At 61.8% G+C, this 15,650-nt stretch carries 15 protein-coding genes; 11 read left to right on the top strand and 4 right to left on the bottom strand.

Annotated features, from left to right (window positions below; translation table 11 throughout):
* The 4 genes from GUV69_RS22550 to GUV69_RS22535 are packed head-to-tail and all read left to right on the top strand — an operon-like array spanning position 1 to position 2,842.
* Positions 1–522 carry a 3-methyl-2-oxobutanoate hydroxymethyltransferase gene (locus tag GUV69_RS22550; protein WP_164206879.1) on the top strand — a complete coding sequence of 174 codons (522 nt, stop codon included), beginning with the start codon at positions 1–3 and terminating at the stop codon, positions 520–522.
* Positions 519–1,325 carry a 3-methyl-2-oxobutanoate hydroxymethyltransferase gene (locus GUV69_RS22545; protein WP_164206877.1) on the top strand — a complete coding sequence of 269 codons (807 nt, stop codon included), beginning with the start codon at positions 519–521 and terminating at the stop codon, positions 1,323–1,325. Before GUV69_RS22550 ends, GUV69_RS22545 begins: the two co-directional genes overlap by 4 nt.
* Positions 1,326–1,337: 12 nt before the next feature.
* A complete protein-coding gene (locus GUV69_RS22540) occupies positions 1,338–2,186 on the top strand; it encodes an alpha/beta fold hydrolase (RefSeq protein ID WP_164206875.1) in 849 nt (282 codons plus the stop codon).
* Positions 2,186–2,842: a 2,3-bisphosphoglycerate-dependent phosphoglycerate mutase gene (locus GUV69_RS22535; protein ID WP_164206873.1), complete on the top strand. Its 657-nt coding sequence runs from the start codon at positions 2,186–2,188 to the stop codon at positions 2,840–2,842. The genes GUV69_RS22540 and GUV69_RS22535 overlap by 1 nt, the downstream gene beginning before the upstream one ends.
* Before the next feature lie 150 nt (positions 2,843–2,992).
* Here the strand turns inward: GUV69_RS22535 and GUV69_RS22530 are convergent, their stop codons facing one another.
* Together GUV69_RS22530 and GUV69_RS22525 are read right to left on the bottom strand one after the other, a co-directional pair.
* Entirely contained in the window at positions 2,993–3,262 is a 270-nt protein-coding gene (locus GUV69_RS22530) for an RpiB/LacA/LacB family sugar-phosphate isomerase (protein ID WP_280113785.1), read from the bottom strand.
* Positions 3,263–3,285: 23 nt separating this feature from the next.
* A complete protein-coding gene (locus GUV69_RS22525; protein ID WP_164206869.1) occupies positions 3,286–4,233 on the bottom strand; it encodes a substrate-binding domain-containing protein in 948 nt (315 codons plus the stop codon).
* Positions 4,234–4,332: 99 nt separating this feature from the next.
* Between GUV69_RS22525 and GUV69_RS22520 the strand changes: the two genes are divergently transcribed.
* From GUV69_RS22520 to GUV69_RS22510, 3 genes are read left to right on the top strand one after another with little or no spacing between them, the layout of a single operon-like run.
* Entirely contained in the window at positions 4,333–5,481 is a 1,149-nt protein-coding gene (locus GUV69_RS22520) for a zinc-dependent alcohol dehydrogenase (protein ID WP_164207135.1), read from the top strand.
* Positions 5,481–6,188 (top strand): 4-carboxy-4-hydroxy-2-oxoadipate aldolase/oxaloacetate decarboxylase, encoded by a 708-nt coding sequence (locus GUV69_RS22515; protein WP_164207133.1) that lies wholly within the window; start codon positions 5,481–5,483, stop codon positions 6,186–6,188. The genes GUV69_RS22520 and GUV69_RS22515 overlap by 1 nt, the downstream gene beginning before the upstream one ends.
* Positions 6,185–7,180 carry an amidohydrolase family protein gene (locus GUV69_RS22510; protein ID WP_164207131.1) on the top strand — a complete coding sequence of 332 codons (996 nt, stop codon included), beginning with the start codon at positions 6,185–6,187 and terminating at the stop codon, positions 7,178–7,180. Before GUV69_RS22515 ends, GUV69_RS22510 begins: the two co-directional genes overlap by 4 nt.
* A gap of 94 nt (positions 7,181–7,274) precedes the next feature.
* Here the strand turns inward: GUV69_RS22510 and GUV69_RS22505 are convergent, their stop codons facing one another.
* Positions 7,275–8,537: an NAD(P)/FAD-dependent oxidoreductase gene (locus GUV69_RS22505; RefSeq protein ID WP_164207129.1), complete on the bottom strand. Its 1,263-nt coding sequence runs from the start codon at positions 8,535–8,537 to the stop codon at positions 7,275–7,277.
* Positions 8,538–9,257: 720 nt separating this feature from the next.
* The gene (locus GUV69_RS22500) at positions 9,258–9,977 is read right to left on the bottom strand and encodes a FadR/GntR family transcriptional regulator (protein WP_208786741.1); all 720 of its coding nucleotides are present in this window, start codon (positions 9,975–9,977) and stop codon (positions 9,258–9,260) included.
* Positions 9,978–10,776: 799 nt separating this feature from the next.
* Here GUV69_RS22500 and GUV69_RS22495 point away from each other — a divergent pair.
* From GUV69_RS22495 to GUV69_RS22480, 4 genes are all read left to right on the top strand, one after another.
* Complete coding sequence (locus tag GUV69_RS22495; protein ID WP_164207127.1) at positions 10,777–12,297, top strand: tripartite tricarboxylate transporter permease; 1,521 nt, start codon at positions 10,777–10,779, stop codon at positions 12,295–12,297.
* 11 nt (positions 12,298–12,308) lie between these two features.
* Positions 12,309–12,890, top strand: a complete 582-nt coding sequence (locus tag GUV69_RS22490) for a tripartite tricarboxylate transporter TctB family protein (RefSeq protein ID WP_164207125.1) — start codon at positions 12,309–12,311, stop codon at positions 12,888–12,890.
* 53 nt (positions 12,891–12,943) lie between these two features.
* Positions 12,944–13,993 (top strand): Bug family tripartite tricarboxylate transporter substrate binding protein, encoded by a 1,050-nt coding sequence (locus GUV69_RS22485; RefSeq protein WP_164207122.1) that lies wholly within the window; start codon positions 12,944–12,946, stop codon positions 13,991–13,993.
* Between the two features lie 392 nt (positions 13,994–14,385).
* Positions 14,386–15,507 carry an MFS transporter gene (locus tag GUV69_RS22480; RefSeq protein ID WP_208786740.1) on the top strand — a complete coding sequence of 374 codons (1,122 nt, stop codon included), beginning with the start codon at positions 14,386–14,388 and terminating at the stop codon, positions 15,505–15,507.
* The last annotated feature ends 143 nt before the right edge of the window (positions 15,508–15,650 follow it).

Genomic DNA, 15,650 nt, shown 5'->3' with positions numbered 1-15,650 from the left:
ATGCCTGACCACGATCACGACCACGACCACGCGGGTGGTTCTCGCTCTGTGCCTGCCGGCCCGAGCTCCTGTGCTGAGGCTGCGACCGCCAAGGAAGCGGCGTACCGAATCGACTACCCTTTGACGGCCGCACGGAACACCCGCGTTGTCGCCTTCGACGATGAAGCGGAGCGCATCATCCGCTCCGCGGCTTTGCTTGATTGGGGCCAGGCTCGTTTCTTCTCCGTAACCGACCCAGGCGGGGTGCTGGCTGAGGTAGGCGCTTCGACCGTGCCCTTGGATGAGGTCATGACCGACACCAATACAGTGGTCATGGTGACCACTTCCGGTGAGAACGCGACGGCGGTCGCCGCCATCGGCGATCTCGCCCGTGAACGCGGCATCATGACGGCAGGGCTGGTTGTCGCCCCGGGTGCGCTTACCAGTGATGCCCTCTTCCACCTCCGTCCCCACGCCCGGATTCTGCTGGTTCCGGCGGAAGAAGACGATCTGATTGAGCTACTGAGGGCCACCCGGGCATGAGCACCATGACCATTCCGAAGCTCAAAGCCATGAAGGCGGCCCGCCAGAAGAGTGCCTGCATCGTCGCTTGGGACTACCAGATGGCGCGCATCGCCGACCGCGCTGGCGCGGACATCATTTCGGTGGGCGACTCCGTAGGCGTCAACCTGTGGGGCCATTCGCATCCGTTGGAGATCACCATGGAGGAGATCCTGGTGGCGGCCAAAGCGGTGCGCCGTGGCGTTGACAACGGGCTCCTGAGCTGCGACTTCCCCTTCGGCCCGCTTCAAGAGGGCGTTAGAGAGGCTGTCAGTGCAGCCATCCGCTTGGTGAAAGAGGCAGGCGTCGATCTCGTCAAGCTCGACGGCGCCGCCGACTTCCCCGAGGCGGTTGAGGCAGTCACACGTGCCGGTGTGCCAGTCTTTGCGCAGTTCGGCATCACACCGCAGACAGCACTCAAGTATGGCGTCGAGTACTCGCAGGCCGAAGGCGCCCTGGTCCCGGACGAGATGGTGGAGCAGTTCGTCACCGAGGCCAAGCGGCTTGAATCTGCGGGTGCCGTCGCGCTCAATTTCACGAACTCGGGTCCGGTCGTGGGCCCAGCCGTCGTAGACGCAGTTTCCATCCCCGTGCTCGGCGGTTTCGGCGGCGGTCCATGGCTCGACGGCCGGATCCGGATGTCCACCGCCGCGATCGGCTACAACGCCAAGTGGATCGACAAGGAACCCACCACCTACGCCAATGTGGGGCGCATTGCCTATGACGCCCTGACCGAGTGCATCGCCGATATTCGTGGAGCGCAACATCTCCGCGGCCAAGGTTAAGAGGAGCTAGTCATGCCTGTCGTCGAAATTGACGGAATCGCCACCCGCTATGAAACGGTGGGTGACGGTCCCCCGCTGCTGATGTTCAGCCCGGGGGGATTCGACTCCACCCTGGAAAACTGGACCACTTTCGGCCGCTACCGGGACCTCGGCTTCGTCGATGCGCTCAAGGACAGCTACACCTGCATCGTTTTCGACCGGCGTGAGTCCGGACAGTCCGGCGGTCGAGTGGAGCGCCTCGCTTGGGACCGTTATGTGACCCAGGCACTGGGGCTCATCAATCACCTAGGCTATGAAAGCGTCCACACCATGGGCGGTTGCGTTGGGTGTTCGACGGCGGCCGCGCTGGCCGTCCGGCACCCGAAACGCGTGCGCAGCATGGTCCTGTTCTCTCCTGCCGGTGGACCGCAGTACCGCATGGCTCAGCATCGCCGCTTCGCTCAGCACCTCGCCTTCGCGATGGAGCACGGCATGCATGCCGTCGTCGAACTCGCCCGATCGACCACCGCCGGATTCAGCAAGGATCCACGCGTCGGGCCGTGGGCTGCGCCGCTGCGCAGCGACGAGGATTTCGCCACGGCTTACACCTCTCTGGACGTGAAGAAGTACGAACTGATCGTGAGCGGAACCGTACGGGGTCTGTTCGACCGGGACACTGTGCCGGGCGTTGAAGCCGAGGATCTTATGGCCCTCCAGGTGCCCGGGCTGATCGTGCCCGGCCAGGACAGCTCCCACGCGCCATCCGCGGCGCGCTACCTCGAAGAATGCCTCCCGGTTCACGACTACTGGGACATTCCTGTTGCCGATCAGACTCCGGAAACGGCCCCCGCACGGATCCGAGCCTTCCTCGAGCAGTACTGATGCCCCGCCTGGTGCTGCTGCGCCACGGTGAGAGCGTCGCGAATGCCGACGATGTATTCGCCGGTTGGCTCGACGTTCCCCTCACCGAGCGCGGCCGCACCGAGGCGCGCGACGCCGCCGGGAGCCTCGCGGGGCTGTGTCCCGACGCGGTACACACCTCCGTTCTCAGGCGGGCCGTGGAAACGGCCCGCCTGCTGATCGAGGAAGCCGGCTGGGAGCTGACACCGAGCGCGCACTGGCGGCTGAATGAGCGGCATTATGGCGCGCTTCAGGGCCTGGTCAAAGACGAAGCCCGAGCGCGCTTCGGCGCGGGAAATGTTCAATGGTGGCGCCGCGGCGTGAACGGCCGGCCGCCCCAGGCAGACGACACCGTACTTGCCGCTCAGCGCGCCGATCCGCGCTACGCCGCGCTTCCCGAAGTGGCAGCCACTGCCGGGGAGAGCCTTGCGGATGTCGTAGAGCGTCTGACGCCGTACTGGCGCAATGTCCTGGCCCCGGAACTCGCCGCGGACCGAACCGTGGTGGTGGTGGGGCATGGCAACGCGCTGCGGGCCCTGATACACGTGTGCACGGGGACGTCCCTGGGTGAAACGGGCTGCATCGAGCTGGGCACCGCGGTCCCGGTCACTATTCAGGCGCAGATTCCAGTTCCCTGATTTCGAGTTCGCTGATCATCGCCACGCGGTCTGCGTGCTGCCGGCCCTTGAACGGCGTCCCCACAGTTCCATCAGCGCCAGCGCTTGATCATCGCCGAGGACTTTGGTGCCGAGCATCATGACGTTGGCGTCATTGTTTCCCCGGGAGATCTACACCGCGAAGTGGCTGTAGGCGATGCCCGCGTGCACGCCACGGATCTTGTTGCATGCGATCACCTCGCCCTGCCCGCTGCCGCCGATCACGATAGCCAACTCCACTTCTTCGTGGGTAACACGGCGGCTTACCGCCGCGCACATCGGCAGATATTCGACGACGATGCCGGGCTCGTGAGCCCCGGCGTCGAACGTCTCATGGCCACGCTCGCGGAGCCACAGCAGCAGCCGAGCTTTGAGCATGATGCAGTCGTGGTCGGCGGCGATATGGATACGAGTAGTCTTATTGCCTAGCCGACGAGCCCGCGAACGGACTCCGCGAAAAGCTCCTCCACCTTCACGGTCTTGGTCAAGATGCGCTGCTTGCTTGCCTGTTCGATGAGGTCCGCGAGCACGGCCCGGTTCGGCTCGATGCCATAGGGGAGCGGGTCATCCCAGCCTGTCGCCTCGAGGACCTTGAGGTGGAGGCGGTCAGCGGAATCGGGCTCAGCGATCGCACCGGCCTTCAGATCGGCGACATACTGGCGCTTGGACTCGGCGAACGCCTCGAACACGGCCACGGCTGCATCCGGGTGTGCCCCCAGGACCTCGTCCTTGATGACCACGAGGTGGTTGATCGGGTAGAAGCCCGATGTGCGCAAGGCTGTGAGGGCGACGTCATTCGCGTTCGGGATGAGCGGGACAATGTCGGGGGAGTCGCTCTTGACGCCGATTGCGGCCTCGAGCTCGCCGTCGAGCACCATCTGTTCGAGCGTCTTGCCGGCCGGGGCGGAAATGACGTTCGACGGCGGCGTGTACGCCTCGACGTGCTCGTCGCCGGAGAGGACCCAAGTGACGGAGTCGAGGTCAAGGCCGTACTGATTTGACATAATTGCGCGGGCCCAAACGCCGGTGGTCACGGTGTATCCGCGGTTCACGCCGACGCGCTTGCCCACAAGCTGTCCGGGATCGGTGATGCCGGAGTCGCGGCGGACCACGATCGCGTTGTGGTGGAAACCGCGGACCAGGAAGATCGGCAGGGCGGTGAACTTTACGCCGTGTTCCCTGGCGGTGAGGTAGGTACTGAGCGCTATTTCGCTGACGTCGAAGGCAAGCTCGCGGACCATGCGACGGAATCCCTGGACGAGGACGGGCACCTCCTCGAAGTCGAGCGAGTAGCCCTCAGGGACAACCGTACCGTCCTTGACACGGCTGTTATTCCCTTGGGATCGGCTGAGAGCGGAAAGCTGGACGGACATGTTGCCTCCGATGAGGTCTAGTGATGGCTAACACTTGCATGTTAGATTGGACTAACCATTTTGCCAAGGCCTATAGGCCGTGCTCGAAGGAGCCAGTAGATGTCTGAGAAAGTGCTTGCGGCGGTCCGGGTTGCTCCGGGAACCACCGAAATGCGCGAATTTGACCGGCCGAATATCGACGATCAGTCGGCCCTGTTGAGGATCGAGGTCGCAGGAATTTGCGGCACGGACGTGAAGCTTTATTCACAACCGCCCAGAACCGCGGCCACGCAGGGCCCAGTGATCATGGGCCATGAAAACGTCGGTGTCATCGTGGAGGCCGGCGAAAAGTTCAAGAAGCGCCAAGGACTCGAAGAAGGCGACCGCGTCTTCGTAGAGCATTATGTTGCCTGCTTCAGTTGCGAGTGGTGCCGCATTGGCGAATATCGCCACTGTGAGGCCACCGACTGGCGCACCAACCCGGACGCGCGCCGTTTCGGATACACCTCCGCTGACTTCCCCGGAACTCTCTGGGGCGGATTCTCGGAATACATGTATCTGCCGTGGAACGCGGTGCTCCACAAGATCCCGGAAACCATCACCGCGGAAGAGGCCGGCTTGGTCATGCCGCTATCCAACGGCATCGAATGGGCGCTCCTGACCGCCGGCGTCGGCTACAACGACACCGTCCTGATCCAGGGTCCCGGCCAGCAGGGCCTTGCCCAGCTTGTTGCCGCGAGAACCGCCGGCGCTGCCCAGGTGATCGTCTCCGGCACCACGCGTGACAAAGCCCGTTTCGAGCTGGCCAAGGAACTCGGCGCCGATGAGGTAATCGACGTTCTCACCGAGGACCCGCGCGAGAAAATCATGGATCTGACCAACGGCCGGGGCGTGGACTATGTGCTCGACTGCACCTCACGCGCCGGTACTGCTCCGGTGCTGCTCGGCGTCGACGTCCTCAAGCGCCGCGAGGGCACACTGCTCATCCAGGGCGAGCTGGCGGCGTTCCCGGATTTCCCGGTCAAGCAGGTCACCGAGAAAGCAATCACCATCAAATCGGCCCGTGGCCACTCCTTCAAGGCTTGCGAACTTGCGGTGGCTCAGCTTGCCTCCCACCGCTACCCGTTGGAGAAGCTCGCCACACACCGCTACGGCATCGACCAGGTGGACCACGCCATCCGCGTGCTCGCCGGCGAAACCGATGAGGATGCCATCCACGTCTCGATGATGCCCGAACTGATCGGTCAGCCCGGCGGAGCGGTGCACTGATGGCCGGCCTTGTTGTGACTAACCCACCGCGCGCCGAACAGGACATTGTGGACGCCTTCGCCAGCTACGGCGTCGCCACTGTGCATGAGGCCCAGGGTCGCGAGGGCCTGCTCGGCTCCCACATCAACCCTGTGCAGACGGGAGCCCGGATCGCCGGCAACGCCGTCACTGTCACGGTCGCCCCGGGTGACAACACCACCATCGGCGTCGCGGTGGAGCAGTGCGCCGACGGCGATGTGCTGGTTGTTGCACCCACCGCGCCATGCGATATGGGCTACTTCGGCGACCTCCTTGCCACCTCGCTTAAAGCACGCGGCGTACGGGGACTGGTCATCGAAGCGGGGGTGCGGGACGTGGCCGATCTTCAGGAGATGGGATTCCCGGTATGGTCCAAGACCGTATCGGCCGAGGGAACCGGCAAAGGAACCCTTGGCGACGTTAACGTCCCCATCTCGATCGCCGGCCGAATTGTTAATCCCGGTGACGTGGTGATCGCCGACAACGACGGGGTCGTCGTCGTGCCTCGCCTCAAGGCAGCCGAGGTGCTCGCAGCCTCGAAGGCGCGCGAAGAGAAGGAAGCGAGGGCGCGTGCGCGTTACCAAACCGGCGAGATTGCCTTGGACGTCAACAACATGCGTCCGTTGCTTGAAAAGGCTGGCATCCGTTACATCTCCTACGAGGACTGGACACAGGAGGCCCAGAAGTGATCATCGACATCCACGGCCACTACACCACTGAGCCTGCGCAGCTGTTTGCCTTCCGTAAGGCCCAGCTCACGGGTGAGAACGCCGCGCTCCCGGCGATCAGCGACGACGAGCTTCGCGAAAGCGTGGAGCCGAACCAGCTGCGCGTGCTGCGGGAGCGCGGCGGGGACCTCATGGTCTTCTCCCCGCGGGCTTCGGGCATGGAACATCACATCCGGGACGCCAGCATCGCGAATGCCTGGGCGCAGGCCTCGAATGACCTGGTGCATCGTGTGAGCGAGCTGTATCCGGAGCACTTCGCGCCGGTGGCGCAGCTGCCACAGACACCGGAGGGCAACCATGCGGGTGTCATTGCCGAACTGCGACGCACGGTTACCGAGCTCGGCTTCGTGGGCGCGAACCTTAACCCGGATCCCTCAGGGACCTGGGCAGGAAAGCCAGTGACGGACGAGTCCTGGTTTGACCTCTACGAGGTCATCCAGGGACTCGACATCCCCGTCATGATCCACGTGTCCACGGCGTGCAATCCGAACTTCCATACCCTCGGGGCGCACTATCTGAACGCGGACACAAGCGTGTTCATGCAGCTGCTGCAGTCGGACCTCTTCCAGCGCTTCCCGGAACTGCGTTTCGTGATCCCGCACGGCGGCGGCGCAATCCCGTACCACTGGGGTCGTTACCGTGGCCTGTCCATGCGTAACGGCTGGCAGGATCCCTCCGAGCTGCTGAATAACGTCTTCTTCGATACCGCTGTATACCACCAGCCGGGCATCGACCTGCTGACCCGCGTTGTCCCTTCCCGCAACATCCTCTTCGCTTCCGAGATGCTCGGTGCCGTGCGTGGCGCGGACCCGGAGACCGGTGTGGAGTGGGACAACACCCTGGTCTACGTCAAGAGTGCCGGTCTGTCTGAGGAGAATGAACGCCGGATCCTCCTAGAGAACGCCCTTGAGGTCTATCCGGGACTGGCCGCGCGCGTTCCCGCGGCTTCCTGAGTCGAGAATCCCGGCTGTAACGACGGCGCCCCTCACCTCCGCGGAGGTGAGGGGCGCCGTCGTTTGCTGAATGCCGCTCAGACTGCCGGCTGGATCAGACTGTCGGGGCCGCTACGAGGTCCTTGAGCGATATGTTCGTGTCTCCGGCGAGCTCAGCGGGAATGGTGCCGCCGGTGCCGAGGAGCTTGCGGACCGCCATGTAGTCACGGGGGGCATTGATGGAGTCGATCGCGATCAGACGTCCGGCAGCGTAGTAGAGTACCGAGAACTGCTCGGTGTCAGGCTGGCCACGAACCACCACTTCGTCGTATCCGTTGGAGAGGCCAGCAATCTGGAGCTTGAGGTCCGCCTGGTCTGACCAGAACCACGGCACGGCGGCCGGACCCTGCGGGCGTCCCACGAGCGTTGCTGCGGCGATCTGCGCCTGAGCAATTGCGTTCTGGACCGACTCGATGCGGTGGCGCCCTTCCCCGGTGAGCGGGTGGGGGAGCGTGGCGCAGTCGCCAGCGGCCACGATGTTCGGGTTGCTCGTACGTGCGAGCGTGTCCACGACGATTCCACGATCGATCTCGAGGCCGAGTGTCACGGCGAGATCGGTGTGTGCCATGAGCCCGATGCCCACGAGTACGATGTCGGCCGGCAGCACCGTGCCGTCGGCGAGGCGGATGCCGGTCACGGTATTCTTCTCGTCGCCCTCGATCGCGTCGATGCCGGTGGACAGGAGCACCTTGGTGCCGCGGCGCCGGTGTGCTGTCAGGTAGAACGCCGAGACCTCCGGGGCCACGGCTCGGCCCAGAAGCCGATCGGCGACGTCGACCACGGTTACGTCTTTGCCAGCGGCCGTCGCGGCGGCAGCCGCTTCCAGTCCGATGAACCCGCCACCGATGACGACGACATTGGACGCCGCCTCCAAGCGGGTGCGCAGATCATCAGCGTGCGCAATATCGCGCAGCACGCAGACGCCCTCGAGATCGGCGCCGCGAATTGGGAGCCGGCGCGGCGTGCCGCCCACGGTGAGTGCAAGGCGGGCGAACAGGAGCTTCTCTCCGGTGCTGGTGACGGCGACGCCGCTGCCCGAGCCGGGGACGTCAAGCTCGATGTTCTCGATGTGGGTGGAGAGGCGTAGTTCGATCTGCTTCTCGGCGTACCAGTCCAGTGAGCGGAAGCCGAGGGACTCGACCGTTGCCTTGCCAGCCAAGTAGGCCTTGGACAGTGGCGGGCGCTGGTACGGGGCAACGTCTTCGTTGCCGACCAGGACGATGGGGTCGGTGTCGCCGAATTCGCGCAGCGACGTTGCGATCTGCAAGCCGGCCTGGCTGGCGCCGATGATGAGGGTTCCGGGAGCGGAGATGGTCATGTAGTCCTCCTTTGGTTAGTCCATTATACCTTAGTGCCGAAGATGCCCCTTGGGGAAGTTGAAGTGCAAAAATGTCGCGAACTTTGGAAACTTTGGGGGCTGTGGTTACGGATTGAATTCGAGGCTGGAGCGAGGCGCTGGTCTGCCGATGCAGGATTACGAAGTTTTATGCGTTCCAACACGAAAACCCTTACCTTGCGGCGACTTCCCGGGAACTAAATTCCCGACGCGACGGCCTACATCGCATTAACGGATCGTCAGACGAAGAATGCTCGCTTGGTGGTCTTCTCAAGAGCAGCGGGGAGGGCCTTCTACCAGTACGACTTGGGCGACACTTGGCTGCACCGGATTGACCTCAGCCGCCGGCGCCGTGGGCCTCAATGGCGCCCGACGCGGCCAGCTGGAAAATATCGGGGAATGCGTGGACGTGTCGGCAGACCCGCCCGTGAGGCCACGATCAGGCATGGCCTGGGTAGCCGGGGCCACCGCCGACATGCCGTTCGCCATCAGATTCCTGAACGTAGCGGAAACCAGCCGCGCCTCAAACAGTAACAACACTGGTTGCTGGCACAGAGCCCGCCTGGAGATGAATCTCCCGGCCCCGACTCACGGCAACCACCAATAGCGGGTATCGCACTAGGGCCTCCTAGCCAGACCCGGCGCGGCGACCTTTCCGGGTCGCCTTAAGACTCTAGGGGTGATTCTTTGCCCGGGCCCGTCCTAGAAGATGTGAGTGCGAACGCGCTCGGCAGTCCTGCCGAGGTGCTCGGTCATGACCGTTCGCGCGGCTTCAAGGTCGCGCGCTTCAATGGCCTCGGCAAGCCTGCGGTGCTCTGCAACACCCTGCTGACCCATGGGCGCGGAAATGTGCGATTCCTCGAGCGACATCCGCATGGGGCCGTTGAAGCTCTGCATCAGCATCTCGATCGCCGGGTTGTGTGTGCACTGCGCGATCCGAGTGTGGAACGCGGCGGAGAGCTCCACGTTGTACCGACCCGCCTTAACGGCCTGCTCGGCCTCCTCGACCATCGCGAAAAGAGCGGCGACATCCTCCTCCGCGGCCCGCTCGACCGCCAGAGGCAGGGTGCCGAGCTCGACGATGAAGCGCGCTTCGGTGACGTTGTGTGCCGTGACAGGCGCGAGCGAAATGAGGTCGGCCAGACCCACGCCGAGTCGCTCGGCCGTAGGGCTGGTGAGGAAGGCGCCACCATGGGAGCCGACGCGGATGGTGAGCAGTCCGTTCGTCTCGAGCACCCTTAACGCCTCGCGGACGGTCACACGACTGACATTGAACCGCTGGCACAACTCGCGTTCGCTGGGCAGCCGATCGCCCGGCTGTAACTTACCCGCGCGAATGAGAACTTTGATCTGGTCGACGATGACCTGGGAAGCCCGGTCGACGTTGACGGGGACGAACATATCCGGGGTATCGGTGGCCATTGTCCCCCTATCGACCGTCAATCAGACGGTGTGGCGATGCGATCAGAACAAGAATGTCAGCCTTCCCGCGATCACTACGGGGTAAATAAGCCTAATCGAATGATACAGCAATGGAATAATAAATAGACTCTTGCCGCGCCAGCAGAGTTCGGTGTCCTGCGACTTCATTTCGCTGTGTGCCCCGCTGTCACCGTCGATGGTCTAATGGATCCACCATGAGGCGTTCAGCTCACAGTGGTCACGTCTGCTCTCCTCTGCGGGGAAACGGGTACGTGCCCCACGCCCCCCACATGTCGGGGACGGGCCTCTCCGGCCCCGGCAACTCGACTTCGGTCCGAGGCCGCTCCAGTGTCGCGAAACCAGCGCGGGGGAGGCCAGGGTTCGGAACCGGGTGCAGACTCGGGCGGGTCGCGGCATAGAGGCCCGCTCGACAGCGCGATGAGGCCGGCAAGGTTCCCATGTCGGCCTTTGTACCCTGGCGGCGGGAACGTCAACCAGCAGGCGCTGCGTCTTCGCCTGCTCCGCAACATGATGGTAGGGCCGTTGATAATCTACTTGCCCCAGCACGACCTGCTCCGGCGCGGCCAGAGATCCGTGCTACGAGGCGGGAGATCATGGGCCGCCCGGCATACGCCCGCAAGGAAGTTCTCCACAAAGTTACGGAGAAATGTAACGGGCATCGCGTTCTTATGGCATATTGGTTAGTCCAAGGCCAAGATGTGATGCAGTGCATACGCAAAAGCTTTTGTCCGGGCGCGATGAGGCGCCTCGGAGGACATGAGAGTAGGTAACCTTTTCAATGCTTGAAGCAATATCCAATGGCCTCACAGAGGTTCTACAGCCAGCCACCTTGGCGATCATGCTGCTGGGCATACTTATCGGATTCCTGGTGGGTATACTCCCGGGCCTTGGGGGCGCCGTCACACTGGCGATCATGCTGCCGTTCACCTTCGGCATGGAACCAGTCCAGGGATTCGCATTTCTCCTCGGCATGTGGGTGGTGACCTCAACTACAGGGGACCTCACCTCCGTCCTCTTCGGCGTACCGGGAGAGGCCACCTCCGCAGCGGCAGTAATGGATGGCTATCCACTCACCAAAAAGGGCCAAGGGGGAAGGGCCCTCGGTGCCGTGCTCACCAGCTCTGCGATGGGCGCCATCTTCGGTGCCGTCGTTCTTGCCTTGTCGATTACTCTCATCCGGCCCGTGGTGCTCGCCCTCGGCGCCCCTGAGTTCTTCGCACTGACGATTCTCGGCCTCACCTTTGTTATTACTCTGGCCGGAAAGAACCTCATTAAGGGCTTCATCATGGTATCCATAGGCCTGTTGGTCGCCCTGGTAGGTGTCGATCCGCAGGTCGGAGTCGAGCGGTTTACCTTCGGCCAGTTGTACCTCTGGGATGGTATCAACCTGATTCCGATCGTTGTCGGCTTGTTCGGAGGCGCTGAAGTGCTGCAGCTCATGCTCAGCAAGAGCAGCATCGCCCAGCCCTCCGGCCCTGGGCAGAACAAACTGCATGGGACTGGACAGGGAGTGCTGGACGTATTCAGGCACTGGAGCTTGGTTCTTCGTTCTGCCGGCATAGGGGCCCTTATAGGAATGCTGCCCGGACTGGGCGGATCTGTCGCTCAATGGATGGCGTACGGACATGCCAGACAAACCTCGAAAAGCCCAGAGCAGTTCGGGAAAGGCGCCATCGACGGCCTCATTGCCGCCGGTGCCACCAACAACGCCAAGGACGGGGGGTCACTCATTCCAACAATCGCCTTCGGCATTCCTGGAGGGGCAGCAACCGCTGTCCTGCTCGGCGGCTTCATGATCCTGGGACTTACCCCCGGCAAGGAAATGCTCACCACCAGGCTGGATGTCACCATGTCCATGGTCTGGATTGCAATCATTTCAAATCTCGTCGCAGTAGGCATCGCGCTCCTGTTCATCCGTCCGTTGATGAAACTGACCAGACTTCAAGGCCCGGTCCTTATTCCGGCACTTGTACTGCTCCTCGTCATCGGCTCCTACACGGCAACGAACAGTTTCGCAGACGTACTGGTCATGATTGCAGCCTCCGCCCTCGGCGTCGTGTGTCTGCGATGGGACTGGCCGCGGGTTCCATTCCTACTCGCCGTTGTTCTCGGCGGGTTCGCTGAAACCTACCTCAACCTCGCCACGTCAATGTTCGGCACAAGCTGGGTAACACGTCCCATCGTGCTGGGACTCGGCGTCATCATCCTCGCCTCCATTGTTTACGGTATCCGTACAAACCGGCGCGCCGCTTCCCGGCTGGAACCTGAGCCTTCTTCCCCGGCCCGTACTTCGAAGTGAGGAAAGCTGATATGAAAACCGCACCGACGATAGGTTCCTCCGTGACAGCTTCTGCTGGTACATCCCTGAATTCGTCCAGAAGAGCAGACATGGTCTTTACGCTCACGGTTGCCGTAATCATGTGTGCAGCTCTTATACAGACCTTCACTTGGCCGTCCCAAGCAGCCGTTTTCCCCAGAGTGGTTATTGTCTCCGGCCTGGTGTTCAGCCTTGGACTGGCTGCGATCATCGGCTGGAAACAGCTTCGACGCAGGAATACGGGCGAGCTCCCAGCTGAAGCAAGCGGTGACAGGCCAGATCATAACCAAGATGACGACGCCGAGAGCGACGAGGCCGAATATGTATTTGCCACAGCGGGAACGCGGGCTTGGGTCAAGGCACTGCTCTGGGTCACAGGCTTTCTCATCTTGACAGGGATTCTGGGAATATTCGCTTCCAGCGGTATTTTCGCCCTGTTCTACCTTCGATGGGGGGCGCACAAGTCCTGGAAGTTTTCAGGAATCTACGCAGTCGTTCTGACCCTATGCCTTCTGACTATGTTCCGGTGGCTACTCTACATTCCCACCCCGGTAGGAATTCTAACAAGCCTATAGCGCTTTCCAATTACCCCCCCATTATCCATTTTACAAAAAAGGCAGGAACAAGAATGCGTCATATATCCCTCGCGCGTCGGTTGAGCATAGGTGCTCTCGCGACCTCGGCAACACTAGCTATTGCCGGATGCGGTGGCGCGTCCGGCAATCCTCAGTCCGGGCCATCGGCTGAGGGTTGTGAAAGCCTCGAAGGCAAAACCATTTCAGTGGTTGTTCCGTTCGCTCCTGGCGGCGGCTATGACAGTTATGCCCGCTTGATTGCCCCCAATCTGGGGAAGGCTTTGAACGCCCAGGTGATTGTCAAGAACCAGCCTGGGGCCGGCGGGCTGGTGGCCATCAACAGCTTGGTTCATGCAAAAGGCGACGGCACCCAAATCGCAATCATGAACGGTGCAGGCGTTGCTGCAGCCGTTCTTGCGGAAGCCGAGGGAGCCGGGTTCAGCCTGGATGACCTGAGCTACATAGGCCGTGTTGGTGAAAATAACACTGTGCTCGTAACTGGGGCCGAAAGTAAATACGAGACTTGGGACGACGTGAAGGCATCTGAGGGCTTCCGGTTCGGTTCTTCCGGCCGCGGGTCATCGGACTTCATCACTCCTTCGATCCTCATGGAAGCGTTCGATCTCAAAAACGCCCAAATAGTGACGGGATTCGGAGGCCAGAGTGAAGTCGAACTCGCTCTCCTCCAAGGGAATGTTGACGGCCTTGCAGGTCCTGCAGACTCCCGTCGTGCGGGCATTGCCAGCGGAGAACAGACGCCCTTGTTATCTATAGCATCTGAACGGGTCCCGGAAGCCCCGGAGACACCGGTGTTCAGTGAGCTGGACCTGACCGAAAGACAGGAAATGCTTCTGACCGCGCACCAGACGGTAAACGAGCTAGGACGGCCGCTGGTCGGACCTGCGAATATGGACCCGGCTGCGCTGGAGTGTCTTCGCGACGCTCTCGGCACAATTGCCAGCGACGAAAACCTGTTGGCTGAGGGGGAAAAGCAGTTCCGACCAATTAGCTACGTCCCCGGAAAAGACCTGGAAGAACAGGTGATCAACAAGATAAAGAAATTGCCTGAGGAATACCTCTCTGTCTTGAAAAAATCGTTCTAATCCTTCACCAGCCCTCGACGGTATAGCTGTCGTACTCAGCCCTCCGCCACCATTCCGGCCCGGTAACGGCCAAAGGGGGTTTCTACCGCGAGGACTTGGCGGTAGGAACCCCCCCAATGGTCACAGGTCTGAACCGGAAAACGCAGTGTTCTGGCTGGCACCGAGCGCTGAGGGCGGAGCATTAGTCAAAGCTCCTATATCAATTAATAAACGTTGAGACTTTATCCAATTGAGCTGGGCTAAGAAGCTAACTCACTGCTGCACAAGCGAATCGGCCATTTGCTTCGCGAGAGTAATCAGGTTGAGCTTAAGCAGCCAAGGCCTTCTTCTTTCGGTAAACTAATTCAACAAATCAATCAGGGAAGGCTATGGCGCCAGGGAAAAGAGATCGCGTGCTGAGCCTCCTGATGGCAATGATGTTCTCATTTGCCCTCAGCAGTCTTGCGCTCGTGGTGCCTTTGGTAGCAGTGAGCATTGGATATGACGCGGCACAGGTTGGTCTTCTCGTAGCGTTAGCCGCTGTCACCCAGATCGGCACGCGGTTGTTGATGGGGCCGCTTATGCGGAGGGTGGCAGACAAGATGTTATTAACAATGTCTGCCATGCTGATTGCCCTGTCCTGCGGCCTGATTTTGCTCTCGACGACGTTGTTCATTTTCGTCGCTTCCCAGCTTGTTCAAGGAGCCGCCCGCGCTCTTTTCTGGACAAGCGCTCAGACGCACGCGGTGCGTTCAGCGTCGACGTCCGTCAAGGGCTTGCAGCGGTTGAACCTCGCCGCCGGAGTAGGCTCTCTGGCCGGCCCCGCATGCGCCGGACTTCTTTGGGGCGTATCCCCACCCTTGCCACTTCTGGTTGCAGCGATTGTGGGGTGCGTCGCAATCATACCTGCGGCCTTACTTCACCGATTTCCGTTGTTCGCGAGCACGGTCTCTTCAGAGGGCAGGAACAAGAACATTTGGCAGCGGCCGGGCGTCGGTGCTGCATGCGGGATGAATGTTGCAGCGGGTGCCTGGCGAAGCATTGTTGACTCTTATATTCCAGTCGCCCTTTCCCTGGCCGGCCAACCCGCTGTCGTTATAGGCCTGCTTCTCACCCTTGCGAACGGCGCCATGCTGGCAGGAAGTGCGGCCAGTAGTTGGATTCGGAAACGAGGAATCAGAGCTTCCTTCGCTACGGGCCTGCTGTGCACGGGACTCGGCCTGGCGGCCACCGCACCCCTAGCGGCCCTCACCCTTGCCGCTGCTGCTTCACTCGCCCTGTCGGGGCTCGGTGCAGGAATCCTCCAAACAGTCGGTCCCGCGATTGCAACCGACCAGGTGGGGCCCGAAGAAAAAGGCGAGGCGCTGGCACTTACTGGTACTTATCGAGCTGTCGCGCTCCTCCTGGCACCAATCGGAATGGCCGGAATACTCGTCTTCATGCCTTTGGCTCCATCCCTAATCTTGGCCGGGACCCTCATCACAACGCCAGCCGCAATAGCCCTACGACCACATCAGAAGTGGAGAAGGATCTAAACCTTCACCCACTTGCGGCAACGATATCCAGCTGGAAGGTTGGTGCGGCGCACCTCCGGATTAGCGTGAGGTTACGGTCCAACGACGCTTGCCGTATCTCGTAACCCTCTCTTTCTCTACCCGGGTGCGTCAAGCCAAAGACA

The sequence above is a fragment of the [Micrococcus luteus] ATCC 49442 genome, assembly GCF_010367585.1.
GTDB classification, from domain to species: domain Bacteria; phylum Actinomycetota; class Actinomycetes; order Actinomycetales; family Micrococcaceae; genus Arthrobacter; species Arthrobacter luteus_A.
This window is presented reverse-complemented; position numbering and strand designations above follow the sequence as displayed.

What these genes read in the sequence shown, in the direction of transcription:
- GUV69_RS22535 (WP_164206873.1), top strand. Translation starts at nt 2,186, where the DNA reads ATGCCCCGCCTGGTGCTGCTGCGCCACGGTGAGAGCGTCGCGAATGCC.
- GUV69_RS22545 (WP_164206877.1), top strand. Translation starts at nt 519, where the DNA reads ATGAGCACCATGACCATTCCGAAGCTCAAAGCCATGAAGGCGGCCCGC.
- GUV69_RS22520 (WP_164207135.1), top strand. Translation starts at nt 4,333, where the DNA reads ATGTCTGAGAAAGTGCTTGCGGCGGTCCGGGTTGCTCCGGGAACCACC.
- GUV69_RS22490 (WP_164207125.1), top strand. Translation starts at nt 12,309, where the DNA reads ATGAAAACCGCACCGACGATAGGTTCCTCCGTGACAGCTTCTGCTGGT.
- GUV69_RS22495 (WP_164207127.1), top strand. Translation starts at nt 10,777, where the DNA reads ATGCTTGAAGCAATATCCAATGGCCTCACAGAGGTTCTACAGCCAGCC.
- GUV69_RS22525 (WP_164206869.1), bottom strand. Translation starts at nt 4,233, where the DNA reads ATGTCCGTCCAGCTTTCCGCTCTCAGCCGATCCCAAGGGAATAACAGC.
- GUV69_RS22505 (WP_164207129.1), bottom strand. Translation starts at nt 8,537, where the DNA reads ATGACCATCTCCGCTCCCGGAACCCTCATCATCGGCGCCAGCCAGGCC.
- GUV69_RS22540 (WP_164206875.1), top strand. Translation starts at nt 1,338, where the DNA reads ATGCCTGTCGTCGAAATTGACGGAATCGCCACCCGCTATGAAACGGTG.
- GUV69_RS22485 (WP_164207122.1), top strand. Translation starts at nt 12,944, where the DNA reads ATGCGTCATATATCCCTCGCGCGTCGGTTGAGCATAGGTGCTCTCGCG.
- GUV69_RS22515 (WP_164207133.1), top strand. Translation starts at nt 5,481, where the DNA reads ATGGCCGGCCTTGTTGTGACTAACCCACCGCGCGCCGAACAGGACATT.
- GUV69_RS22500 (WP_208786741.1), bottom strand. Translation starts at nt 9,977, where the DNA reads ATGGCCACCGATACCCCGGATATGTTCGTCCCCGTCAACGTCGACCGG.
- GUV69_RS22550 (WP_164206879.1), top strand. Translation starts at nt 1, where the DNA reads ATGCCTGACCACGATCACGACCACGACCACGCGGGTGGTTCTCGCTCT.